Raw genomic sequence first — 24851 nt, 5'->3', positions numbered from 1 at the left:
CGGTTCGGTATCGGTTTGCACTTGGCTGCCTAGGGTATAGGAATCGCAGTCTTGTTGACTATCTGGCGCAGCACGAAGCTGGAATGGGCGCCGGTGACCCCTTCTATCCGGGTGATCTTGTTCAGCAGCAGGTTCTGATAGTCATCCATGTCGTGGACCACGACCTTAAGCTGATAATCCGCGTCCTGGCCGGTGATCAGCAGGCACTCCAGTACTTCGGGGATGGCGCTGACAGTGCGGTCGAAGTTTTCGAAGCGCTCTGGGGTGTGCCGGTCCATCGAGATATGCAGCAGTGCCATCAGGGTGCGTCCCGTTGCCTTGGCATCGACGATGGCGCGGTAACCGGTGATCAGCCCCGACTCCTCCAGCGCGCGAACCCGTCTCAGGCAGGGGGAGGGGGATAGGCCGACACGGTCGGCCAGCTCCTGGTTGCTGATGCGACCCTCCTGCTGCAGAATCTCGAGAATATGGCGGTCTTGACGGTCAAGTTGCATTCTCTGCCTCTCAATTTTTTATTTCGGCAATAAATTATCGTTTTTGTGTCTTTGAAAGACATGTTATGCCAAATTAAAGGTGAATCGTCGCAACTTTGCAATCATCTGTCGCGCGCTTTTCTCTACACTATCTCCTGTCGACTTACCCAGACGACTTGGGCGCCACCCGATACCCGGTGGTGGCGCTGTTTCTCTCTTTACGCTCTATCCGGGTGTTCAGATGAGCAGGCTTCACAAGAGCCGAAGCTGTGAAATTCGAACTCAACCCTGTTAATGGAATATCTCATGAACACTTTTGATCACCAGCGTTACCAGCCGGCACCTGCCGTACCCGTGCAGCAGCGTCAATGGCCGGATCGTACACTTACCCAGGCACCGCGCTGGGCCAGTGTCGACCTCCGGGATGGTAACCAGGCGCTACTGGAGCCGATGAATGTGGCCCAGAAAAGACGCTTGTGGGCGCTGCTGGTCAAGCTCGGCTTCAAGGAGATAGAGGTCGGTTTTCCCTCCGCCAGCCAGCCCGACTATGATTTCGTGCGCTGGCTGATCGAGGAGGATCAGATTCCCGATGATGTCACCGTGCAGGTACTGGTACAGGCGCGTAAAGAGCTGATCGACCGTACCTATGAAGCACTCAAGGGCGTCAAGCGTGCCGTGGTGCATGTGTATAACTCCACATCGACCATCCAGCGCGAGCGGGTATTCAACAAGGACCGCGCCGGTATCACCGAGATTGCGGTACAGGGCGCGCGCTGGGTCATGGAGGGCGCCGCCCAGCATCCGGAGGTGGAGTGGACCTTCCAGTACTCGCCGGAGAGCTTCACCGGGACCGAGATGGATTATGCGGTGGAGATCAGCAACGCCGTGATCGATGTCTGGCAACCGACACCGGAGCGCAAGTGCATCATCAACCTGCCAGCCACGGTGGAGATGACGACACCGAACATCTTTGCCGACCAGGTGGAGTACTTCGTTACCCACGTGAACAAGCGTGACAGCCTGATCATCTCGGTACATACCCACAACGACCGTGGCTGTGCCGTGGCCGCCGCCGAGTTGGCTGTGCTGGCCGGGGCTGACCGGGTCGAGGGTACCCTGCTCGGCAACGGCGAGCGCACCGGCAACATGGATATCGTCACCATGGCGATGAACCTGTACAGCCAGGGCATTGACCCGGAGCTGGATCTGTCCAACCCGGATGAGATTGTCGAGGTCTACACCGAGTGCACCCGGTTGCCGGTACATCCGCGCCATCCCTGGGTGGGCGAGCTGGTCTATACCGCGTTTTCCGGCAGTCACCAGGATGCGATCCAGAAGTGTCTGCACCGTCAGCAGCAGGATGAGCACTGGCAGGTCGCCTATCTGCCGATTGACCCGAAGGATATCGGCCGCGATTATCAGGCGGTGATCCGCGTCAACAGCCAGTCCGGCAAGGGCGGTATGTCGTTCGTGCTCGAACGTGATTTCGGCTTGCATCTGCCGCGCTGGTTGCAGACCGAGCTGGCGCCGATCGTACAGCGCGCCAGTGAAGAGCGGGGCGCCGAGATCAACAGCAGTGAGATCCACCGCCTGTTAATGGACTACTTCGCCAAGACCACCGATCCGGTCGAGCTGCGCGGCTACCGTATCACCCGCGCCGACTCCGAACAGGTTGAAGCGGACCTGATTATCGCTGGTCAGCCGCGCACCATACACGGCGAGGGCGAGGGGGCGATCTCCGCCTTTACTCAGGGTTGGCGCAACGCGACCGGCGAGGCGTTGAACGTGGTCGATTACTCCGAACACGCCATCGGCGAAGGTTCCGACGCCCAGGCCGTGGCCTATGTTCACCTCAATGTGGGTGGGCAGCGGGTGTCCGGCATCGCCTTCGACAACGATACCGTCAGCGCGTCGTTGAATGCGATCATCTCGGCGCTGAACCGCTCCGGCACTGTGGCCAGCGTCGCCGCCTGATAGCAAACCAATGATCGGGCATAAAAATGCCGGGCATCGCCCGGCATTTTTTCAGTCTTGCTTTCCCGCTTACGGCACTGAGCAGAGCGGTATCAGTCTTCGCGGCTGGTTACTTCCAGCAGGTGGTAGCCAAACTGGGTCTTCACCGGCCCCTGCACCTCGTTCAGCGGAGCGCTGAAGACGACCTTGTCAAACTCAGGCACCATCTGGCCGCGGCCGAAACTGCCCAAGTCGCCGCCCTGGCGGCCGGAGGGGCACTGGGAGTGCTGCTGTGCCAGCTTGGCAAAGTCCGCGCCGTCGAGGATCTGCTGTTTCAGTTCCTGGCACTGCTGTTCGGTGCCGACGAGGATGTGACGTGCTGTAGCGCGAGCCATGGGGGGCCTCCTAAATAGGTGTGAAATAAAGCTAAGCATAGTGCTTAATGGTGATGTCCGCCGACGCCATGGGCGTGGCCATGGGCGATCTCTTCATCGGTCGCCGGACGTACGTCGACCACCTGGATATCATAGGTCAGCGTCTTGCCGGCCAGCGGGTGGTTGGTGTCGACCAGTACCATCTTCAGCCCCGGTTTGACCACGGTAACCTGGCGAACGCCCTGATTGGTGTGGACGGTGGCGAGCATGCCCGGTTTCCAGTTCTTCTGGCCTTTGGGCAGCCCCTGCAGGTGCTTGAGCGGGATGCGCTGCTCAGACCCCTCCTTGCGTTCACCGTAAGCCTGATCCGGCGTCAGAGTCAGATGGAGGGTATCACCGGCGCTTTTGCCTTCAAGGGCCTGTTCGATTGCCGGGATCATATTGTCGTGGCCCTGCAGGTAGGCCAAGGGGTCGGCGTCGAGACTGGTTTCGATCTGCTTATTGTCGGTGTCGGTCAGTGTGTAGTGAAACTGGACCACTGTGTTGTCTGCAATCTGTGTCATTGGCGGGCCTGTAGGTTGATCTGGCCGGATGTTACCGGAAAAAACGGCAGTATCCGGGTATCCGGCGTTATTGGCAAGCGGCCGGGAGCGACAGGGCAGGGCGGCTTCTGCGATAATCGGCGCACCATGCGACTCGATAAATTTATCTGCAAACATACACCCTTCAGCCATCAGCGCTCACGCTGGTTGATCGCCAGTGGTCGCGTGCGCGTGGCGGATCGGGTGGTTACCGATCCCAGGGCCTGGGTGGACAGGTTTGTCGCCGTCTGGCTGGACGATGAACAGCTGCAGGGGCGAACCGCGCACTACCTGATGCTGCACAAGCCACCGGGGTATCTCAGCGCCACGGAGGATCCCCAGCATCCAACGGTGCTGGAGCTGCTGCCGGAACATCTACATCCGGAGCTGCATATCGGCGGGCGCCTGGATCGCAGTACCTCGGGTCTGCTGATCCTGACCAACGACGGCCTCTGGTCGCGGCGACTGACCGAGCCGAAACAGAAGATCCCCAAGGTGTACCGGGTGACGACCCTCGAGCCGATTACACCGGATACGGAAGCACGCTTCGCAGAGGGGGTCTATCTCGCCTACGAGGATCTGACCACGTCACCGGCCCAGTTGCAGCTGCTTGCCGATCGCGAGGCGAGGTTGACCATCTACGAGGGGCGCTACCACCAGGTCAAGCGGATGTTTGCCCAGGTCGGTAATCGGGTGACTTCCCTGCACCGGGAGAGCATGGGGGAAATCGCGTTGGACGCGGCACTGGCGCCGGGGGAGTATCGGGCACTGACAGAGGCGGAGATCGCCTCTGTCAGTGCTTGAGCGGACTTAACCGAACATCCAGCTGGTCGGGTCAGGGTGGGCCTTGCCTTCGCTGAGATACTTCAGGCCCTTGACGCAACGGATGATCATCCAGATGGTCAGGAACAGCAGGATGAACCAGCCGATCACGATCATCAGGGTCAGCATACCGATTATTGCCAGCAACAGTCCGATCCAGAAGGTTCGGATCTGGAAGCGGTAGTGCGAGTTGACCAGACTGTCGTTGTCGCTCTTGTTGATATAGGCCATCACCAGACCGATGATGCCGGTAATCCCGACTATCAGGCTGGCCAGATACAAGATGTATATAAGCTTGGCGTTGCCGGTGTCGTTGCTTGAATGTGTGGTTGTAATGTCCGTCATTTCATCATCCCTGTTTGAAAGTTAGCCGTCGGCATTGATCTGCGCGATCAACTCGTTGAGCACCGCTTCGGCCCTGTCGTTCTCCACCTGACAGGTACCAGCAGCCTGGTGTCCGCCGCCGCCGTAGTTCAGCATCAGTTCGCCGACATTGGTGCCGGAGCTGCGGTCGAAGATCGACTTGCCGGTGGCGAACACGGTGTTCTGCTGCTTCAGACCCCACATCACGTGGATCGAGATATTGCATTGCGGGAACATGGCGTAAATCATGAAGCGGTTGCCTGCCCAGATCGTCTCCTCATTGCGCAGGTCCAGTACCACCAGATTGCCATGTACGCTGGCGCAGCGATTGATTTGCTCCTTGAACTTCGCTTCCTGTTCGACATACAGGTCAACACGCTCACGCACATCCGGCAGCTGCAGAATCTCCTCGATCGAGTGGTTTTTGCAGTAGTCGATCAGGTCCATCATCAACGCATAGTTGGAGATGCGGAAGTCGCGGAAGCGGCCCAGCCCGGTACGGGCATCCATCAGGAAGTTGAGCAGTACCCAGCCGTCGGCATTCAGCACTTCATCCTGGGTGAACTGAGCGGAGTCGCCCTTGTCCACGGCCTCCATCATCTCGTCCCAGCTCGTCGGGAAGGTGTCATGGCCACCGTAATGACGCCAGACCACCCGGGCTGCGGAGGGCGCGTCGGGATCGATGATATGGTTGTCGGCCTTTTCGTTACGGATGGTTTCCGACAGGTGATGGTCAAACGCCAGGTTGACCCCTTTTACATAGGGCAGGTTGGTGGTGATGTCCTGTGCGGAGATATCCACCTTGCCATCTTGCATATCCTTGGGATGGACGAATTTTATATCGTCGATCAGGTCAAGGTGCTTGAGCAGCACGGCACAGACCAGGCCATCGAAGTCACTGCGGGTTACGAGTCTGAATTTTTCACCGGCCATCGCTTTCGTTTCCTTGTTCGTTAACTTTTTCCAAACACTACCACCGCTGGACGCGGGAGAGGGATGCCCCAGGTCACTACTGCAACAGGCAATGCTTGGTGAAATCTCCCAGCTCGTTCGCGGTCCAGTCGCCCTTGGGCTTCTGCTTCATGTCGGCACACCATTCCGGGCTACCCACCTTCGGGCTGCATCCGGAGATCAGCAGCAGAGCTGACAGGGATGAGGCGAGTAGGACAGATTTTCCAAATCCTTTTACGAGGGTGGTCATGTGCATCTCCATGTTTATCGGCAATCGTGCAGATGTTAGCGGATCCGAACGCGGCTGTCCCCTGCTTGAGTCGATGGCTCGATCGACCCAAAATCGAGCGATTTTTTTTACCAGGGTGTAAGGTTGCAGCATCGGAAACGACATAACTATCAGGAGAGTGGAGGCGGCTTTGACTACCGAAACAGAGGGGGAGCGTTCCAAGGAGGAGCAACAGGATCTGCAGCAGCGTCTGGCCGCTGTCAGACCTCGGTTATTGGCCTTTGCCCGGTTGCAGTTATCCGATCAGACCTATGCCGAAGATATGGTGCAGGAAACGTTGGTTGGCGCGCTGGAGTCGCTGCAACGGTTTCGCGGACAGTCAAAGTTCGAAACCTGGGTGTTCGGCATCCTTCGCCATAAGCTGGTTGACGCGATCCGGTTGAAGGGCCGTGAGGTAACCGCTGAATACAATCCGGACGAGCTACCGGATATCGACGAACTGTTCGACGAAAGGGCGCACTGGACCCTGGGGGCTCGGCCGCAACACTGGGTGCAGCCCGAAGCGTCCTGTGAACGAGATAATTTCTGGGAGGTGTTCGATCTGTGCGTGTTTCACCTGCCTAAGAGTGCCGCCCAGGTGTTTACGATGCGAGAGTTGATGGGGCTGGAAACGGCCGAGATATGTCAGAGTCTGGAGATCACCGAGAAAAACTGCTGGGTGATTCTGCACCGGGCACGGCTCAAATTGCGGGCCTGCCTCGAGGTCGGCTGGTTCAGTAAAGGGGAGGGCGAAGTATGACGATGGCCTGCAAGAGGGCGACCGAATTGATGTCGCTACGCATCGATCGCGAGTTGACCCTGGCGGAAAAAAGCTCCTTGAAACTGCATCTGTTGATCTGCCGCTATTGTCGACGCTGTGAGAAGCAGATGGATATATTGCATCGAATTACGGCGCGCCGGCGCGAAAAGGGCGAAGAGGAGGAGTGAGGCGCAATGGTGATCGATTGTACCAAGGGATAGTTGTACAACTTGGTAGACAGGTCCAAGCTTTAGGGTGTAGTGATTAGAGTGTAGTGATTTTAAAACAGAGTTGGCGAGCTGCAGAGCTCGATCATCATAAGCGGGTGATATATGAAAAATCTGGATGCTCAACGGCTGCTTGCCGAGTCGGGCCTGGATTATTTCAAGGGGGCTTCGACCTTCGGTGCCTTGAGCGATGACGCGATACGCTTTCTGTTGGAGAACGGGCAGGTTCAATGCGTCGAGGCCGGTGAGACGATATTCCGTTCAGGAGAGCCTGGCAGCTTCTTTGCGGTTGTACTTCAAGGCAAGCTCGGCTACTACCGAGAGGTTGAGCAGGAGCGCCTGTTGATCCGCGAGATACACTTTGGTGAAGAGGTTGGCTATGTGTCGATGATCGGCCTGTTCAACCGCAAGGGGTCGGTTTACGCCCTCGAATCCAGCACCGTATTGAAAGTCGACTCCAATCTCTTTTTTCAGCTGCACCTCGACTTCCCCTCTGACTTCGGCATCTTGATGCTAAACCTGTCGCGAGAGCTTGCCCGTACCATCGACGGTATCAATAACAAGCTGACGGCAATTGCGACGGGTCACGGGCGAGAGTAAAACCCGTCGCAATGCTCTGCTCTAGTGTTCTGGTACCGATCGGTGGCGAGATCAGCCCCGATAGTAGCGCTGCGCCACGAACGGCATGCGGCTCACCTTCATCGGCAGGCGCTTGCCCCTTACTTCGGCAAAGATCTGCGTATCCAGAGCGCTGACGTCGCTGCTGACATAGGCCATGGCGACCGACTGCTCGGCGCTGGGGCCGAAAGTGCCACTGGTCACCTTGCCCACCAGCTTGCCTTCGCTATCGAATAGCTCGGTACCTTCGCGCACCGGCGCGCGACCCTCACCGATCAAACCGACACGCTTGCGTGTGGCCGACTTGTTGTCGATCTGTGCGAGCAGGATATCGGCGCCGGGGAAGCCTCCAGCACGTACTCCGCCGCTGCGGCGTGCTGGCGACACAGCCCAGATCAGGCTGGCTTCGGCCGGGGTGGTACCGGTATCGATATCGTGTCCGTACAGGCACAGGCCGGCTTCCAGGCGCAACGAATCGCGAGCACCCAAGCCGATCGGTTCCACTTCTGGCTGCGCCAGCAGCTTGCGGGTCAGCGCATCGGCGGCGGTAGCCGGTACGGAGATCTCGTAACCGTCTTCGCCGGTATAGCCGGAACGGCTGACAAAACAGTCGACACCCTCTATCTGCAGTGTACGGTTGTCCATGAACAGCATCTCCGCAGCCGCGGGCTGCAGGCGGGCGAGTACGTCGGCTGCCTTCGGCCCCTGTAGCGCGATCAGTGCACGGTCGTCGAGTATCTCCAGGCGGGTATCCGGGCTGAGATGGGCTTGCAGATGGGCGATATCCTCACGCTTGCAGGCGGCATTGACCACCAGGTAATAGCCGGTCTCTGTGCGCGTCACCATCAGGTCGTCCAGGATACCGGCGTCAGCGTTGGTGAACATCGCGTAACGCTGTTTGCCCACAGGCAGGTCGATGATGTCCACCGGCACCAGGCGCTCTAGATCCGCACCCGCCTGCGGGCCGCTCAGGAACAGTTGTCCCATGTGGCTGACATCGAACAGACCTGCTGCTTCACGCGTGTGCAGGTGTTCCTTGCGCACTCCCGCCGGGTACTGTACCGGCATCTCATACCCCGCAAAGGGAACCATACGTGCGCCAAGTTCGATATGCAGGTCGTATAAGGGGGTACGCAGCAGTGTCTCTTCCATCCTGTGCCTCGTTTAATCAGGTCTATGCTGGCAAACAGCGGAGTACGCTGTGAAAGGTGCAATTCTGACAAAATTTCCAATTGGAAACAATTCTGCTTTTGGTGCTGATGATCCCCCGTGAGTTATGAGTATCCTTCCAACTGCCAGAGTATTTGCGCATAGAGACCGTTTTTTTTAGATGATATTGCCATACTCAAGTCCGTTCGGGAGTGGTGAAAAGTTTCGCGAGTTTCCAATAGGAAATTTTTCTTGCCGAGCGCGGACTCTGCTGTTAGTCTGCCGCCCCATTCGGCGCAACTGACGTAAACTGAGGAGTGTAGTGGCCAGTTACATCGAGCCTGGGTTCGTTTCCTGTTTCTGACCTTCAGTCTAAGCGGAGAATCACGATGTCGCTCAGTATCTTTGATCTGTTCAAAATAGGTATAGGTCCTTCCAGCTCGCATACGGTTGGGCCAATGGTGGCAGCACAGCGTTTCATGCAGCAGCTGGATGAAGCGGGATCGCTGGCGCGGACCAAGCGTCTGCATGTGCAGCTCTATGGATCTTTGGCCATGACGGGTAAAGGCCATGCGACCGATACCGCGGTAATGCTCGGCCTGAGTGGTGAGCGTCCCGATAGCGTCGATCCCGATGCTGTGGCCGGGATCATCGACGGTATCCGCGATCGCTGTTCGATACAGCTGAAGGATGGTACTGAAATCGCCTTTGATCCGGAGCAGGACCTGCGCTTCAATTTCGGCGTGTCGCTGCCGGCCCATCCTAATGCCATGCGCTTCGAAGCGCTGGACGAGGCCGGAATACAGCTCGCGGAGCTGGTCTGCTATTCGGTCGGCGGTGGCTTCGTGGTGACCGCTGATGAGGTGGATAACCCCGCGACGGAGCAGGGGGTGGCTGAGCCCTGGCCTTTCAATAACGCTGACGAGTTGATGTCGATCGCAGAGCGTGAGGGAATGACCATCGCTGAGCTGATGCTGGCCAATGAGGAGTCACGTACCCCCGCGGAGGAGGTACGACCACGGCTGTTGCAGATCTGGCAGGCGATGGATGAATCGATTCGCCGAGGCTGTCATCAGTCCGGTGAACTGCCGGGCGGTTTACATGTGCGGCGGCGGGCGCATGAGTTGTATCGAGAGTTGATGCACAAGCCGGAGTCCGCCATCAGCGATCACCTGGCGGTGATCGACTGGGTAGATCTTTATGCACTGGCGGTAAATGAGGAGAATGCGGCCGGCGGACGGGTGGTAACCGCGCCGACAAACGGTGCAGCAGGGGTAATCCCGGCGGTACTGGCGTATTATGACCGCTTTGTACCGGGCTCCAGCGACGAGGGGGTCATCAATTTCCTCGCGACAGCCGCGGCGATCGGTATGCTGTACAAGCGTAACGCCTCGATCTCGGCAGCCGAAGTGGGCTGTCAGGGCGAGATCGGTGTCGCCTGTTCGATGGCGGCAGGTGCACTCTGCGCGGTGCTCGGCGGTACGGTGCGGCAGATCGAAAACGCGGCCGAAATCGGCATGGAACATAATCTGGGTCTGACCTGCGATCCGATCGCGGGGCTGGTCCAGGTGCCCTGTATCGAGCGCAATACCATGGGGGCGGTCAAGGCGATCAACGCCGCCCGACTGGCACTCAGGGGGGATGGCAAGCATTTCGTGTCACTGGATTCGGTAATCGAAACCATGCGCCAGACCGGCGCTGACATGCAGGATAAGTATAAAGAGACCTCTACGGGTGGTCTCGCCGTGAATGTGGTGGCCTGCTGATCGCAGCGACATCGTATAGATAATGACTAAATGAGAGATGGATTAGAGAACATGAGCAACCTACCGACCGAGCTGAAATACGCCGCTTCCCACGAATGGATCCGCGACAACGGTGATGGCACAGTGACCCTGGGGATCACCGACTTCGCACAGGAGCAGCTGGGTGACGTGGTATTCGTGGAACTGCCTGAAGTGGGTCGTGAAGTGTCGGCCGGAGAGGAGTTCTCCGTGGTTGAATCGGTCAAGGCCGCATCCGACATCTACGCTTCCGTCGGTGGTGAAGTGGTCGAAGTGAACGAGCAGCTGCAGGATAGCCCCGAGCTGATCAATGAGTCCCCCTTCGCCGAAGGCTGGATCTGCAAGCTGAAACTGGCCGACGCCGCAGAACTGGATGCACTGTTGAGCGCTGAAGACTACGCTGAGCGCGTGGCCGAAGAGGGCTGATCAGGGTCAGGTTTATCACGGGTCGGTCGTGCACAGTACGGCCGACCCGATCTATTTTTATTGACAGCATAAGGTCAAAAAAAGGGGCAGCAAGATGGCAACTGAGATTCGCGGGTTGAGCGAGCTGGAAGCGCGCGACGAGTTTACCCAGCGTCATATTGGACCGGACGCGGCAGAACAACAGGCGATGCTCGACGCATTGGGGCTCAAATCTCTGGATGAGCTGATCGAACAGGCGGTGCCCGCTTCGATCCGCTTGGATGACGCACTTGCCATGCCCGAAGGGGTGAGCGAAACCGAAGCTCTGGCCGAGCTCAAGTCGCTGGCGTCGCAAAACAGGGTGAAGCGATCATTCATCGGCATGGGCTACTACGGTACCCATGTGCCGGGTGTCATCCAGCGTAATGTGCTGGAAAACCCCGCCTGGTACACCGCTTACACCCCTTATCAACCGGAGATCTCCCAGGGCCGTCTTGAGGCGCTGCTGAACTTCCAGCAGATGGTGATGGATCTGACCGGGATGGACCTTGCCAACGCGTCGCTGCTCGATGAGGCCACGGCTGCTGCCGAAGCCATGACCCTGTGCAAGCGCTCCAACCGCAAGAAGAGCGATATCTTTTTCGTTGCCGATGACGTGCATCCACAAACCATCGATGTAATCCGTACCCGTGCCGAATACTTCGGTTTTGAGATTGCTGTCGATGGGGCCGACAAGCTGGATCAGTACGACAGCTTTGGTGTGCTGCTGCAGTATCCGGGTACCCACGGTGATATCCATGATATGGAGTCATTGATCGGCAAGGCCAAGGCGCAGCAGTCGATGGTCTGTGTGGCCTCCGACCTGCTGGCGCTGGTGCTGCTGAAGTCGCCGGGCCAGCTGGGCGCAGACGTGGTGTTCGGCTCGGCGCAGCGCTTCGGCGTGCCGATGGGCTTCGGTGGTCCGCACGCGGCGTTTTTCGCTACCTCGGACAAGCTCAAGCGCTCGGTGCCGGGGCGCATCATCGGTGTATCGGTGGATAGCCGCGGTAACCAGGCGTTGCGCATGGCGATGCAGACGCGCGAGCAGCATATCCGTCGTGAGAAGGCCACCTCCAACATCTGTACCGCCCAGGCGCTGCTCGCCAACATGGCCTCGTTCTACGCCGTTTATCACGGCCCGCAAGGACTGCGCCGTATCGCCGAGCGCGTGCATCGGCTGGCCACGATTCTGGCCAATGGCCTGCGCAGCAAGGGACTCAAGCTCAACGACACCTTCTTTGATACCCTGACGTTGGACCTGGAAAACCCGGGCGAGGTGATCGAGGGCGCGCTGGCCGGTGGCTGTAACCTGCGCCTGTTCGGTGGTCACCATATCGGCATCAGCCTGGATGAAACCACCACCCGTACCGATGTGGAGCACCTGTTCGATATCCTGCTTGGCGCCGGTCACGGACTCTCGGTCGACGCATTGGACGCGGCCATTGTCGATGGCGAAACCACTGGTATTCCGTCGCAGCTGCTGCGTGATGACTCCATCCTGACCCATCCGGTGTTCAACAGCTATCACAGCGAAACCGAGATGTTGCGCTATCTGAAGAAACTGGAGAACCGCGACTACTCGCTGGTGCACGGCATGATTCCGCTCGGCTCCTGCACCATGAAACTGAACGCCACCGCAGAAATGGTGCCGGTAACCTGGCCCGAGTTCGCCAATATCCACCCCTTTGCGCCGCACGACCAGACCCAGGGCTACCTGGAGATGATCCGTCAGCTGGAGTCGATGCTGGTCGAAATTACCGGTTACGATGCTGTGTCCATGCAGCCCAACTCCGGAGCCCAGGGCGAATATGCTGGCCTGCTGGCGATCCGCAAGTACCAGGAGTCCATCGGTCAGGGCCATCGTGATATCTGTCTGATCCCGTCCTCCGCCCACGGCACCAACCCGGCGTCTGCGGCGATGATGGGGTTGAAGGTGGTGATCGTCGAGTGCGATGAGCAGGGTAACGTCGATGTCGCGGACCTGGCGGCCAAAGCCGAGGCCCATGCCGACAACCTGTCCACGCTGATGGTGACCTACCCCAGCACCCACGGTGTGTATGAACAGGAGATCGTTGAGATCTGCCAGATCGTGCACAAGTTTGGTGGCCAGGTCTATATGGACGGGGCCAACATGAATGCTCAGGTTGGTATATCCAAACCCGGCCTGATCGGTTCCGACGTATCGCACCTGAACCTGCACAAAACCTTCGCCATTCCGCATGGCGGTGGCGGTCCGGGCATGGGGCCGATCGGTGTGAAGTCGCACCTGGCGCCCTTCCTGCCGGGCCACGCCGTGACTCACGTCGCCGGCCAGCAGCAAAACAACGGTGCGGTATCGGCGTCTCCTTACGGTTCCGGTGCGATTCTGCCGATCAGCTGGATGTATATCCGCATGCTCGGCAAGACAGGTCTCAAGCGTTCAACCCAGATGGCGATCCTGAATGCCAACTACCTGACGCAGAAGCTGTCGGAGCATTACCCGGTGCTTTACCGCGGCAAGCATGGTCGCATCGCGCATGAGTGCATCATCGATATCCGTCCGCTCAAGGAGGCTACCGGTGTCACCGAAGAGGATATCGCCAAGCGCCTGATGGACTACGGCTTCCACGCGCCGACCATGTCCTTCCCGGTGCCGGGCACGCTGATGATTGAGCCAACCGAGTCGGAGTCCAAGGCCGAGCTGGACCGCTTCATCGAAGCGATGGTCAGCATCCGTGGCGAGATCGCAAGGGTCGAGAGTAGCGAGTGGAGCGCGGAGCAGAGCCCTCTGCACAACGCTCCGCATACACTGGCCGATATCACCGGTGAGTGGGGACGTAGCTACAGCATCACCGAAGCGGTGTTCCCGAGTGCGGCGACTCGCGACAGCAAGTTCTGGCCCAGCGTGAATCGCATCGACAACGTCTACGGCGACCGTAACTTCATCTGCTCCTGCCCGTCGGTGGATGCTTATCGGGATTGATCATGCGGGTTGAGTCCTGAGGATTCGACCAGCAATCCGTTACAAAGGCCCGGCACTGCGCCGGGCCTTTTTTGTTGGACGCGATTTTGGGTGTATGTGTCGCGCTCAATACCTTAACATTAGCGTATAAGACGATCTTGAAATGGATGTTCGGATGCCCGCAAAGTCTCGTTCTCGTGAGTTTCAACGCAAAATCAGTCCTGTGGCCATTTTAGCTCTGACCGGTGTTTTGATCGCTGCGCTTTGGTCGGCACTATTATTCGAGCAGCGGCGGAACTATGAGGATGTAGATCGGCATTCCTGGAGTGACTCCGGCGGTGTTGCGCGTACCTTTGAGGAGCATGTCGACCGGACCTTTAATAATATCGATGCCGTGCTTTTGGTGTTGCGCCAGGCCTGGGTGGACGACCGCTCGAAGTTTGAAACCAAGGTACGGATCATGCAGGCCGCCTACGATGATTCCCTGCTGGTGCAGATTGCGGTCATCAATGCTGATGGAACGCTTGCCTACTCCAACCTTGATCCGGACGCAGCCCCTGTGGATCTCAGTGATCGAGAGCATTTCCAGGTGCACCGCGACAGTGATGTCGATGAGCTGTTTATCAGTAAGCCGGTCAAGGGCCGGGTGTCGGGGCGATACAGTATTCAGCTGACGCGCCCGATCTGGTCGCATGGCGATCACTTTGGCGGCGTATTGGTGATATCACTCAACCCAAGTTACTTCTCAGGTTTTTTTGGTTCTCTTGACCTGGGCGAGGGTGGGAGCATCGCTCTTGTCGGTCTCGATGGCCTGGTACGGGCCAGGGGGATAGACCTGAAACTGGATGAGAGCGCTATCGGCAAGGTTGTACCCGGCGATCGACCTTTTATGCAGGCCGACGCACCGGATGTCGGTACTTTCGAGGCAGTCAGCGTAATTGATGGCGCAAAACGCCGCATCAGCTACAGGCGGATGAGCGAGTATCCGATGGTGGTCGCCGCGGCAAAAGTGACTGACCAGGTTTTTGCGGAGCACGAAGAGCTCTGGCGTCACTACAAGTGGGGCGCTGCCGTCGTGACCCTTCTGCTTCTTGCCGCAGGTGCCTGGCTTGCCCGAGCCGTTCAGCTCCAGCAGCAGTTAAGAACTCGGCTGCTGTTTGCAAATGACAGCCTGCGGACGCTCAATACCATCGCCATACAGGCCGGCGCCGAACTTGATGATAAGTTCTACAAGGCGTTGGAGCTGGGGTGCAAGCACCTGGGTGTGGAGATGGGCGTGGTCGGTGCCCTGCACGATAACACCTATGTTGTGGATAAGTGTTATTCGGACACCTTTGCCGACTTGAAAGAGGGGGATGTCCTGGAGCTACCCTCGACCTATACCCCCGATACATTTAACAGTAGCGATGTCGTCTTCGTGCGCCATGGCAGTCAGCGGCATGGCGCGAGCCTGCTCGGTAGCGATACGTTCAAGCATGAGTGTTTTATTGGTACTTCGGTGCGGCTGGGCAGTACGCTCTACGGTGTTGTGGGCTTTTATTCTACCAAGCCCTACGCGCAGGAGTTTGATGATGGCGATCGCGAGTTTGTGCGTTTGCTGGGACGGTGGATAGGCAGCTCTATCGCCGAGGACCGCGCCGTCAAAGAGCTAACTGCGCTGGCAACAACCGACTCGCTGACGGGGGCGAAAAGCCGGGGCTATTTCACCACAGCCGTCGACGACGAGATCAGCCGGGCGCATCGTTATCGGCGTCCACTCTCGTTGGTCCTGCTGGATCTGGACTACTTCAAGCGGGTCAATGACTGCTTCGGGCATCATTCTGGTGATGAAACGCTGAAGCATGTGGCCGGGGTGGTTCAGGGGCTCTTGCGTGCCACCGATCTCTTCGCGCGGCTGGGCGGTGAGGAGTTTGCCATTCTGATGCCGGAAACCCAGGAGCATGAGGCGTTGCTTGTCGCGGAACGGTTGCGGATCAATGTGTCTAATTCAATGATCGAGACACTCGGTGGCGATGTGCATATCACCATCAGTGCCGGCGTAGCGCAGCTCAAGACTGGGGAGGATTTCAAGACCATCTATAACCGGGCCGATTCGGCGCTGTATAAGGCCAAGTCTCGGGGGCGGAATAGAGTCGAGGCAGCTGGCTCCCCAACCGTGATCGGTGTTTGATCGAAAGGCAACCGAGAACCAGCCATCACCCCTTAGGACGCTGTTTTTGAGTTGTTCCCTGCTGGGTAACTCGTGCCTGGTGGTCGTGGCGGCCACCGTTTTCACAACCTTCACCTAGGGGCAGTTACTGCTGATGTTGTTGCGTACCATCCTGTCCACAATCGAGCTCGTTCGGGCACCTGGCTCTAAGCTTGGCCTCGCCAGCGCGATCTTGGCTTTGCTGCTGTTGGGGGGCTCTGTTGCCTCAACCGCCGATGCAGCCGAAGGTCTGGAGGTGGTGGTCGAAGGGATAGGTGGTGATCTGGAAAGCAATGTGCGTGCGCACCTGTCGCTGTCGAGCCTGGATGGAGATGCGCCGCTGCCGAGTGCAAGCCGTATCCGCTACCTGCACCGTCAGGCCGCAAAGGAGGTGGATGCCGGCTTGCGTCCGCTGGGTTATTTCAATAGCCGGGTAGAGGCTGAGCTGGCGCAGACTGAGCAGGGGTGGCGCGCCATCTATACCATCGATGCCGGGCCCAGGGCAGTGGTTCGGCGTAGCGAGCTGGATGTAACCGGTGCCGGTGCCTCAGAACCATTGCTCAACAATTGGCTGCACGAGCCCGCATTGCAGCCAGGCACGCCTTTGGATCAACAAGCTTATGAGAGCATCAAGACTGAGCTGTTGGAGCAGGCGGCTGGCCTGGGCTATTACGAAGCCGGCTTTAGCGAAGCGCTGATACTGGTGGATCTGCCGAGCAACTCGGCGGATATCAAGCTTAGCTTCGATACCGGTCCACTCTACAGACTGGCGGAGATCCAGTTCAACGAGGTGCCGATCAGGGAGGCGCTGTTGCAACGTTACCGGACCCTGGCGGATGGGGAGCCGGTGGCTACCGACAGGTTGTTGGAGATGCAACGCGGGCTGGTCGACAGTGGTTATTTCAGTGGTGTTGAGGTGCAACCGCTCTGGGACCAGGCCGATGATCAGCAGCTTGTGCCGGTGCAGGTATACCTGACGCCTGATGAGCGTACTGCCTATCGATTCGGCGCCGGCTACGGTACCGATACCGGTGCGAGGCTGAGTGCCAGCCAGCGCCGACGCTGGGTGAACGACCGCGGGCATCGTATGGAGAGCATTCTGCGCCTGTCGGAGGTAACCAATACCCTGCTGTTCAACTACGAGATTCCCGGGCAAGACCCGGTGTCCGATACCTATCTGGGGCGCGCTGCCTACGAGCAGGAGCAGACCGACACTACCGATTCCGAGACCTGGCGTATCGCCGCGCAGGAGCAGCGCGCGCGAGGTCGTCAGCGCTGGCATTGGGGGCTGGGCCTGGAGCAGGAGACCTTTCGTTTCGGTAGCGAGGAGGAGAGTACCATGCTGCTGGTACCGGAAGGGGGCTGGTCCATGGTGGACACCGATAACCGGTTGAATCCGAGTCGCGGTTATCGCCTCAGCGCCGACCTGTCGGCGGCGGAGGAGAGCCTGTTGTCGGATACCAGCTTCGTGCAGCTAGAGGTCAGCGGTAAAGCCGTATATAGCCCCATCCCGGACCTGAGACTGTTGGCGCGACTCGATCTAGGGGTTACCGCCACCACCGACTTCAATCGTATACCGGCGTCACGACGTTTCTTCACCGGCGGCGATAACACCGTGCGCGGTTACGGTTACAAAGAGCTCGGTCCCACCGATACCGATGGCGAGGTGCGTGGCGGACGTTACCTGCTGGCCGGCAGCCTGGAGTTCGATTACCGGGTGGCGCCAAAGTGGCGCGGAGCGGTGTTCTGGGATATGGGGAATGCGTTCGATTCGCTGGATACACCGCTGAAAAACAGCGCGGGTATTGGTGGGCGCTGGCAGTCGCCGGTGGGGCCGGTGCGTGTCGATCTGGCCAAGCCGCTCGACGATAGCGGTTTTCGCATCCACTTCACCTTGGGGCCGGATCTGTGAGGGTGAGGATCAAACGGGCAGCGCGCAACCTGCTGTTGGTGCTGCTCCTGCTGCTGCTATTGGTCGCGGCCCTGGTTGGCTGGATTCTGGCCACTGAGTCCGGTAGCCGCTGGCTTGTCGCGCGCGCGACCGCTTTCGTGCCCGGCGAGTTGAGTATCGCACAGGTTTCCGGGCGTTTGATCCGGGACTTGCGCCTGGGTGGAATCGAATATCGCAGTGAGCAGCTTCGGTTGATCGGAGACTCGCTGGCGCTGGATTGGCAGCCCTCGCAGCTGTTGTCAGGGGAGTTGCTGGTCGAACGCCTGGCGCTGGGCAATATCGATCTGTATCTTCCAGCCCCCCCCGCGGAGCAGGAGTCGGCAGCGGCTGCCGGCCCGCTGCAACTGCCGGAGCAGGTCTTGTTGCCGCTGGCGATCGATATCCAGTTGCTGTCGCTGCAACAGCTTCGCCTCTACGTGGGCGATGTGGCCGTGCCGGCGCAGCAGCTCGACAGTGCGCAGTTGAGCCTGAGTGCAAAGGAGGGGCGGCTGGAGTTGCAGCAGTTGGCGCTGCGCTCGCCGCTGGTGAATCTGGATCTTGCCGGCGCTGCAACGCTGGCTGGCGAATATCCGCTCGAGTTCACGACGAAGTGGCAGCTGCGTCTGCCGACTGGAACGCCAGACAGCGGAGAGCAGCGAACTGCCCGGTTGGATGGACATGGACGGCTCCATGGCACGTTGAACCAGCTCGATCTTCAGCAGTGGATCGAGGGGGCGGCAGATGTTGAGCTCAGTGCCCGCCTGGAGAGCTTGTTGAGTACCCCGCAATGGCAGGTGCAGCTGGAGCTTACGCAACTCGATCTTAAACAGTTGCTGCAGGATCCCGCACCCGAACTGCTGGCGCTGCAGCCCCATGTCAGCATGCAGGCGAACGGAGGGCTGGATACCGCTCAGCTGAATCTGGTGCTCTCAGCCACGCTGCCGGAGTTGCAGAGAACCCGACTGAGTCTGGTTGCCGAGGCTTCGGCGCAGCGTATCGATATCCGTGAGCTCGCGCTGCAACCGGAGCAGGGCGACGCTCGCTTCAGTGCTTTCGGTCAGATCGATGATCCCCTCGGCAGCCGCGAGATAGAGGTCCGGATTGATTGGCAGTCGCTGCACTACCCACTGGATCAACTCGCGCCGCTGATTTCATCACCCACCGGCGAGTTGAAGCTGACCGGCACACTGGACGACTATCGGGTGGCGCTGCAGACCCGGGTCAGTGGTACCGACCTGCCACCGACCCAGCTCGCACTCGAGGGGCGTGGATCGATGGATGGGCTGAGCCTTCGGCAGCTGAGGGTCGATACGCTGGGCGGGCGCATCGATGTGGGCGGCGAGGTGCACTGGCTTCCCCAGGTCGACTGGGATCTGCAGGTGGCTGCCGAAGGGCTGCAGCCCGGGCTGAAGTGGCCGGAGTTGACCGGGAGTCTGAACGCGGCGTTGAAAACTCAAGGTGCGCTCGGGGAGCAGCTTGAGGTGCGGCTTCAGCTCGATCGGCTTGACGGCAGGCTGCAGGGACAGCCGTTGAACGGCAGCGGGCAGGCCCGGATCGCAGGTTCTGCGCTGAGATTGGAGCAGCTGGATCTGAGTTGGGGTGAGGCCCGTGTGCAGGCCAATGGGGATATCGCCGAGCAGCTGGCACTGCAGTGGCAGCTCAGGGTTCCCGATCTCGGTAAGCTGGTGCCAGGAGCCGGTGGCCAGATCACGGGCTCGGGACGGTTGAGCGGCGCGCCAGCGCTACCCGCCGTAGAGGCCGAGCTTAGTGTCTCCGCACTGCGCTATGACACGACCCGGGTCGAGCAGTTGGAGGCGCAGCTGAAGTTCGATCCCAGTTGGCAGCAGCCGGCGGATATCCGCGTACATGTGCAGCAGATCGTCAGTGCCGGGCAGGCGATTAACAGCGCCGATTTGACTGTCTCTGGTACGGACCAGCAGCTGAGGATTGCGCTGGACGCCGATGCGGATCCGACAGCTCGTCTCCGCCTACGTGCGGATGGCCAACTGGCTACCGATCTGCAACGGGATCCCGTGTACTGGAGCTGGCGGGGTCGGTTAACCCAGCTTGAGCTGTCCAACCCCCGGGCCGGGCGTTGGGCCATGGTCGCGCCGGCAGCGGTTGACGTGGATCCACAACGCTACCGGCTCGGGCGCCTTTGCCTGGCCTCCGTGGATGTGGAGGGTACGGCCTGCTTTGCAGGTGATGGCGAGCTGGGAACAGCGCAGCCCAAAGCACAGGCCAGTCTGAATATCGCCGGACTGTCACTGGCGGCGTTTGCCCCCTTTATGCCTGAGCCAACGGCGATCGACGGTCGTATCGATGCCCAGGCAGAGTTCAGTCAGAGCGGAGCGGAGAGTCGCTATAACGCCCTGTTGCGGTTACCTCAGGCGGTTTTGTCGCTGCCGGATTCCGATCTGAAGCTGACGCTCGACGGCAGCCGGATTGAGCTTCGGGGCGATAGCGAGAGTGCCCGGGCGCAGGTTGATATCGCGATGGACCCCTTGCAGGGCGGCATTCAGGGACAGGTCAGCGTAGAGGATCTGAGCGGGGCTCAGCGTCTCAGGGGTGAAATGAATGCCCGGATAGAGCAACTGCAGCCCTTGGCCCTGCTAGTACCGGCGCTGCAGATTCATGGCGGTTCGACTACCGCTGCACTGGCCATGGCGGGCACACTCACGCAGCCGGAGCTGAACGGCCGCGTATCCCTCAGCGAGGGTGATATCGAGCTGCCGGGGGCCGGTGTCCGTATTTCCGAGATTGTTCTGAACCTGGCGGATGATCCCGTTCGGGCCGGACAGATGCGCCTTGAGGGCAGTGCGCTCTCCGGACAGGGGCGGCTGACACTAAACGGCACGCTGCTGCCGATGCAGCAGCGTGCAGAGCTGAATGTCAAAGGGGAACGTTTCGAAGCGGTGAACACCGCCGAGGTGCAGCTGCTCGTATCGCCGGATCTGCAGCTGGCTCTCTCGCCGCAGACTATCCGTGTGCGGGGTGAATTGCTGATACCCCAGGCGCTGATTCAGGCGCCAAAGCTGGAACAGAGCGCGGTAAGCGGGTCGCCCGATCTGGTGGTGCGGTCACAGACGGGGGGGGAGACCAGCAGAGGACCTGAACTGGATGTGGACCTGCGCGTGGTATTGGGGGAGTCGGTGCGCGTCGACGCCTTCGGCTTTAACGGCCTGCTCAATGGCGCCTTGAACCTGCAGCAGGGGCGCGGGCTGGCGCGGGGTACCGGCAGTGTCGGTGTTGCCAGCGGTAAGTACCGTCTCTATGGGCAGGACCTGGAGATCAGCCGGGGTAACGTGATCTTTACCGGCGGTCCGCTGAGCAATCCAGGCCTGGATCTGCGTGTCGAACGTGAGGTGGATGATGTGATCGTGGGGGCGCTTGTGGGCGGTACCCTGCGCAAGCCGGATCTGACTCTGAGCTCGTCACCGGCGATGCCGGATAACCGGATACTCTCTTACCTGGTGCTGGGTCGAGCGCCGGATGCCACTTCGGCCGGTGAGCAGCAGCTGCTGATGAAGCTGGCGCTGTCCCTCGGTGCCAAGGGTGGCACCAGCATTACCGAGAAGCTGACTCAATCGCTGAACGTGGATGAGATAGGTTTCGCATCCGGAGACACGGCAGATGACACCTCGTTCTATATCGGCAAGTACCTGTCTCCGGAGCTGTACATCAAGTATGGCGTCGGGCTGATCAACCCGGTCAACACCTTCCTGATGCGCTATCAGCTCAGTAAACGCTTGTCGCTGGAGACGCAAACCAGTGCCGAGGGCAGTGGCGGTGACCTGATCTACAGCTTCGAGAGCGATTAAGTCCCGCCTGACTGCGCTGATTAATTCACCGATGACAGATATAGCGTACGCTGCTGGCAGCGGCTGGCGTTGGTTTCTGCCTGGCTGAGCAGCTGCGCTGCATCATCCGGTATCTCGCCCTGCTCGGTGGCGGAGACGCTCTGATATGGGCGTTGTACCAGAAAGGTATGGTCGAACGGCAGAACGCGGATATAGGTCATTCGGTCGACGCGCACCGAGACATAGGTGTGGCCATTCATCTCCGGCTTTAGACCCTCGGCCAACTCCAGCTCGCCGCTGGCGCACTCCGAACTGGGCCTTGGCCCACCGGCTGCGGTCGGCTCGAAAATCTCGCTGGGGTCCGCGCCCTGGAGTATGGCGTCGATCTGCTGCTGATAGGGGGGCTCGGTTGGCTGATCCTGCTGAAAGGCGATTGTCTTTTCGCCATGCGATGGCGCAAATGTGTCGAAAAGCGAGCTGACCGATTTGAATCCTGCGATACAGATAGCGGTACCGAGAATAACGCTCTTAACGGTGATATCCATTTCTTTCCCTCTATTTCCTGTCCTTGGAAAGCACCTGAGGGTGCTTGGGGTTGGTTAGAGGCTAATGTCGATGCGCTGGGCTGTCAACCTACGATTTTCAGACCACTGCTGGCACAGGAGGGGGCTCGGCACCGATGGGGCGAGCTTTTGTGGCAACCGGATTAAGGATCGGGGATGTCGCCATATATGCGGGTGTGCAGAGAGTTGAGATTGCTGCGAACGTAATCGAGAAAGGCCTGCATCACCGGGGTGGGGTGTTTCGAGGAGGGATAGACGGTGCACCAGGATCGGCGTAACGGGAAGCCATCCAGCTGTAGCACGGCGAGCTCACGCAGCCTTAGCTCCGCACTGACGCTGAGCTTGGGCAATACGGCGACGCCCAGTCCGGCGAGTACGCCATGCTTGATCGCAGCATTGGAGCCCAGCTCCATTTTCGGGTTCAGGCTCAGCCGTTTGCGTGCGCACCAGTCCTCCAGCGCGAGGCGGGTACCCGAGCCGGGCTCCCGAATCAGCAATCCGGAATCGAGAAATGGCTGTGGCGTCAGGCTCTGTTGATATCGCAAGGGGTCATCCGCACGTACCACCGCCACCATTTCGTTGTCCAGGAAGGGCATGCTGGACAGGGATCGCGAGTCGGGCACCATACCCATGATGATCAAGTCGTCGCGATTTTCCTGCAGACGCTCCGTTGCCTGGGCTCGGTTTACCACCCGTAACCGAACGCTGACCTGGGGGTACTCCTTTAGAAACCCCTCCAGCAGGTAGGGCACCACATACTGGGCGGTACTGACTGCAGCCAGGCGCAGCTCGCCGCGCACTTGTCCCTGCAGCTCGTCCAGCTCCATCTGCAACCGCTCCAGATCGGTGAAGATCGAGCGCACAACCAGCATCAACTGCTCTCCCGCTGCCGTGACATAAAGTTGCTTGCCGACATACTCGAAGACGGGCTGACCCAGGGCTTGCTCCAGTTGGCGAATCTGTGCGCTGACCGCAGGTTGGGTCAAACCCAGCTCTTCAGCGGCTCGGCTGTAGCTATGGCGCTGGTAAACAGTGCGAAACACCTGTAGCTGGCGGAACGAGAGTCGGTTGAGCAGTTGTGACAGCGAATAGGGCATGGTGTTGTGTCGGCAAAAAAGCGAATTAACGCTGATGTATAAGTAAAACCTTATAGTACATAGAAAAAATATCAATTTATCCTTTTTGCCCGACTAGTCTACTGTGGATTGATCTGATCGATGCACTCTTCAGGGAGAAGATCCATGTTGAAAAAGATCCTGATTGCCAACCGCGGTGAGATTGCGGTCCGTATCGTCCGGGCCTGCGCCGAAATGAACATCCGTTCGGTGGCAATCTTCACCGAGCCTGATCGCTACTCGCTGCACGTCAAGCGCGCGGACGAGGCGCACTTTGTTGGTGAGGATCCGCTGGCCGGTTATCTGGATCCACGCCGTATCGTCAACCTGGCGGTGGAAACCGGCTGCGATGCTATCCATCCCGGTTACGGCTTCCTGTCCGAGAACAGCGAGTTTGCCCGTATCTGTGCCGAGCGCGGCATCACCTTTGTCGGCCCCAAGGCTGATGTGATAGCCAAAATGGGCGACAAGACCGCCGCTCGCGCCAGCATGATCGCCGCCGGTGTGCCGGTGACCCCCGGTACCGAAGGCAACCTTGCCGATCTTGACGAAGCGTTGAAGGTGGCGGAAGAGATCGGTTACCCGGTGATGCTGAAGGCGACCTCCGGCGGTGGCGGTCGCGGTATTCGTCGCTGTGACAGCGCGGCCGAGCTGACGGCACAGTATCCGCGCGTCATCTCGGAAGCGACCAAGGCATTCGGTTCCGCCGAGGTGTTCCTCGAGAAGTGCATCGTTGATCCCAAGCATATAGAGGTGCAGGTGCTGGCGGACAGCCAGGGCAACGCGATACACCTGTACGAACGTGATTGCTCGATCCAGCGCCGCAACCAGAAATTGATCGAGATTGCACCCAGCCCCTCGTTGACGCCGGAGCAGCGTAACTATGTCGGCGAACTGGCGGTACGTGCCGCCAAGGCTGTCGGGTACGAGAACGCCGGTACCGTCGAGTTCCTGGTCACCGGTAACGAGATCTACTTCATGGAGATGAATACCCGCGTTCAGGTGGAGCACACCATCTCCGAGCAGATCACCGGGGTCGATATCGTACGAGAACAGATCCGCGTGGCCTCGGGCCTGCCACTGAGCTATCGGCAGGAGGATATCAGTTACCGCGGTTTCGCAATGCAGTTTCGTATCAACGCCGAGGATCCGAAGAACAACTTCCTGCCCAGCTTCGGCCGCATCACCCGATACTATGCACCAGGCGGTCCGGGCGTGCGCACCGATACGGCGATCTATACCGGCTATACCATTCCGCCCTATTTCGACTCCATGTGCCTGAAGCTGATCGTTTGGGCGCTGAGTTGGGAGGAAACGATGGATCGAGGAGCGCGGGCCCTGTCCGATATGCGTGTGCAGGGGGTGAAAACCACGGCCCGTTACTATCAGGAGATCCTGCAGGATCCGGATTTCCGTAGCGGTGAGTTCAATACCAGTTTCGTGCCCAACCACCCGCAGTTGCTGAACTATTCCGAGAAACGAGATCCCAGCGAAATCGCCCTGGCGATCGCTGCAGCCATTGCTGCCCATGCCGGCGTATAAGCCGT

Annotated in this window: 21 protein-coding genes; 12 read left to right on the top strand and 9 right to left on the bottom strand. The window is 59.3% G+C overall.

Features of this window, described 5'->3' with window-relative positions:
• Positions 1–29 precede the first annotated feature (29 nt).
• A complete protein-coding gene (locus IEX40_RS05075; RefSeq protein ID WP_188746030.1) occupies positions 30–494 on the bottom strand; it encodes an Lrp/AsnC family transcriptional regulator in 465 nt (154 codons plus the stop codon).
• 285 nt (positions 495–779) lie between these two features.
• Between IEX40_RS05075 and leuA the strand changes: the two genes are divergently transcribed.
• On the top strand, positions 780–2447 hold the full coding sequence (gene leuA, locus IEX40_RS05070) for a 2-isopropylmalate synthase (RefSeq protein WP_188746029.1): 1668 nt from the start codon (positions 780–782) through the stop codon (positions 2445–2447).
• Between the two features lie 92 nt (positions 2448–2539).
• Here leuA and IEX40_RS05065 read toward each other — a convergent pair whose 3' ends face one another.
• Positions 2540–2821: a peptidylprolyl isomerase gene (locus IEX40_RS05065; protein ID WP_188746028.1), complete on the bottom strand. Its 282-nt coding sequence runs from the start codon at positions 2819–2821 to the stop codon at positions 2540–2542.
• Positions 2822–2865: 44 nt separating this feature from the next.
• The gene (locus IEX40_RS05060; protein ID WP_188746027.1) at positions 2866–3363 is read right to left on the bottom strand and encodes an FKBP-type peptidyl-prolyl cis-trans isomerase; all 498 of its coding nucleotides are present in this window, start codon (positions 3361–3363) and stop codon (positions 2866–2868) included.
• Positions 3364–3489: 126 nt separating this feature from the next.
• Here IEX40_RS05060 and IEX40_RS05055 point away from each other — a divergent pair, with 126 nt between their 5' ends.
• Positions 3490–4185, top strand: coding sequence for a pseudouridine synthase (locus IEX40_RS05055; protein ID WP_188746026.1), 696 nt, complete (start codon positions 3490–3492; stop codon positions 4183–4185).
• Between the two features lie 6 nt (positions 4186–4191).
• Here IEX40_RS05055 and IEX40_RS05050 read toward each other — a convergent pair whose 3' ends face one another.
• The 3 genes from IEX40_RS05050 to IEX40_RS05040 form a co-directional block, all read right to left on the bottom strand.
• Positions 4192–4548, bottom strand: coding sequence for a DUF4870 family protein (locus IEX40_RS05050; protein ID WP_188746025.1), 357 nt, complete (start codon positions 4546–4548; stop codon positions 4192–4194).
• A gap of 21 nt (positions 4549–4569) precedes the next feature.
• The gene (locus tag IEX40_RS05045; protein ID WP_188746024.1) at positions 4570–5499 is read right to left on the bottom strand and encodes an exopolyphosphatase; all 930 of its coding nucleotides are present in this window, start codon (positions 5497–5499) and stop codon (positions 4570–4572) included.
• 76 nt (positions 5500–5575) lie between these two features.
• On the bottom strand, positions 5576–5767 hold the full coding sequence (locus tag IEX40_RS05040; RefSeq protein ID WP_188746023.1) for a DUF3012 domain-containing protein: 192 nt from the start codon (positions 5765–5767) through the stop codon (positions 5576–5578).
• A gap of 169 nt (positions 5768–5936) precedes the next feature.
• Here IEX40_RS05040 and IEX40_RS05035 point away from each other — a divergent pair, with 169 nt between their 5' ends.
• The 3 genes from IEX40_RS05035 to IEX40_RS05025 all read left to right on the top strand — a co-directional run bounded on the left by IEX40_RS05035 (position 5937) and on the right by IEX40_RS05025 (position 7372).
• Entirely contained in the window at positions 5937–6545 is a 609-nt protein-coding gene (locus IEX40_RS05035; RefSeq protein ID WP_188746022.1) for a sigma-70 family RNA polymerase sigma factor, read from the top strand.
• Positions 6542–6733: a zf-HC2 domain-containing protein gene (locus IEX40_RS05030; RefSeq protein WP_229680594.1), complete on the top strand. Its 192-nt coding sequence runs from the start codon at positions 6542–6544 to the stop codon at positions 6731–6733. The genes IEX40_RS05035 and IEX40_RS05030 overlap by 4 nt, the downstream gene beginning before the upstream one ends.
• Before the next feature lie 144 nt (positions 6734–6877).
• Positions 6878–7372 carry a Crp/Fnr family transcriptional regulator gene (locus tag IEX40_RS05025; protein ID WP_188746021.1) on the top strand — a complete coding sequence of 165 codons (495 nt, stop codon included), beginning with the start codon at positions 6878–6880 and terminating at the stop codon, positions 7370–7372.
• 51 nt (positions 7373–7423) lie between these two features.
• Here IEX40_RS05025 and gcvT read toward each other — a convergent pair whose 3' ends face one another.
• The gene (gcvT, locus tag IEX40_RS05020; protein WP_188746020.1) at positions 7424–8542 is read right to left on the bottom strand and encodes a glycine cleavage system aminomethyltransferase GcvT; all 1119 of its coding nucleotides are present in this window, start codon (positions 8540–8542) and stop codon (positions 7424–7426) included.
• A 386-nt stretch (positions 8543–8928) separates the two neighbouring features.
• On the opposite strand from gcvT, the gene IEX40_RS05015 reads away from it, so the two are divergent.
• The 6 genes from IEX40_RS05015 (at position 8929) to IEX40_RS04990 (ending at position 21647) form a co-directional block, all read left to right on the top strand.
• Positions 8929–10305 (top strand): L-serine ammonia-lyase, encoded by a 1377-nt coding sequence (locus IEX40_RS05015; protein WP_188746019.1) that lies wholly within the window; start codon positions 8929–8931, stop codon positions 10303–10305.
• Between the two features lie 51 nt (positions 10306–10356).
• The gene (gene gcvH / locus IEX40_RS05010) at positions 10357–10749 is read left to right on the top strand and encodes a glycine cleavage system protein GcvH (RefSeq protein WP_188746018.1); all 393 of its coding nucleotides are present in this window, start codon (positions 10357–10359) and stop codon (positions 10747–10749) included.
• Between the two features lie 94 nt (positions 10750–10843).
• Entirely contained in the window at positions 10844–13729 is a 2886-nt protein-coding gene (gene gcvP / locus IEX40_RS05005; RefSeq protein ID WP_188746017.1) for an aminomethyl-transferring glycine dehydrogenase, read from the top strand.
• Positions 13730–13883: 154 nt separating this feature from the next.
• Complete coding sequence (locus tag IEX40_RS05000; RefSeq protein ID WP_229680593.1) at positions 13884–15878, top strand: sensor domain-containing diguanylate cyclase; 1995 nt, start codon at positions 13884–13886, stop codon at positions 15876–15878.
• Between the two features lie 133 nt (positions 15879–16011).
• On the top strand, positions 16012–17808 hold the full coding sequence (locus IEX40_RS04995; RefSeq protein ID WP_188746016.1) for an autotransporter assembly complex protein TamA: 1797 nt from the start codon (positions 16012–16014) through the stop codon (positions 17806–17808).
• 2 nt (positions 17809–17810) lie between these two features.
• Positions 17811–21647 (top strand): translocation/assembly module TamB domain-containing protein, encoded by a 3837-nt coding sequence (locus IEX40_RS04990; RefSeq protein ID WP_188746015.1) that lies wholly within the window; start codon positions 17811–17813, stop codon positions 21645–21647.
• A gap of 20 nt (positions 21648–21667) precedes the next feature.
• On the opposite strand, the gene IEX40_RS04985 is transcribed toward IEX40_RS04990, so the two are convergent.
• Both IEX40_RS04985 and IEX40_RS04980 read right to left on the bottom strand, forming a co-directional pair.
• Positions 21668–22171 carry a hypothetical protein gene (locus IEX40_RS04985; RefSeq protein ID WP_188746014.1) on the bottom strand — a complete coding sequence of 168 codons (504 nt, stop codon included), beginning with the start codon at positions 22169–22171 and terminating at the stop codon, positions 21668–21670.
• 161 nt (positions 22172–22332) lie between these two features.
• Positions 22333–23286, bottom strand: a complete 954-nt coding sequence (locus IEX40_RS04980) for a LysR family transcriptional regulator (protein ID WP_188746013.1) — start codon at positions 23284–23286, stop codon at positions 22333–22335.
• Between the two features lie 144 nt (positions 23287–23430).
• On the opposite strand from IEX40_RS04980, the gene IEX40_RS04975 reads away from it, so the two are divergent.
• Complete coding sequence (locus IEX40_RS04975) at positions 23431–24846, top strand: acetyl-CoA carboxylase biotin carboxylase subunit (protein ID WP_188746012.1); 1416 nt, start codon at positions 23431–23433, stop codon at positions 24844–24846.
• Positions 24847–24851: the final 5 nt, after the last annotated feature.

It is taken from the genome of Marinobacterium zhoushanense (assembly GCF_014641945.1).
Lineage (GTDB): Bacteria > Pseudomonadota > Gammaproteobacteria > Pseudomonadales > Balneatricaceae > Marinobacterium_D > Marinobacterium_D zhoushanense.
This window is presented reverse-complemented; position numbering and strand designations above follow the sequence as displayed.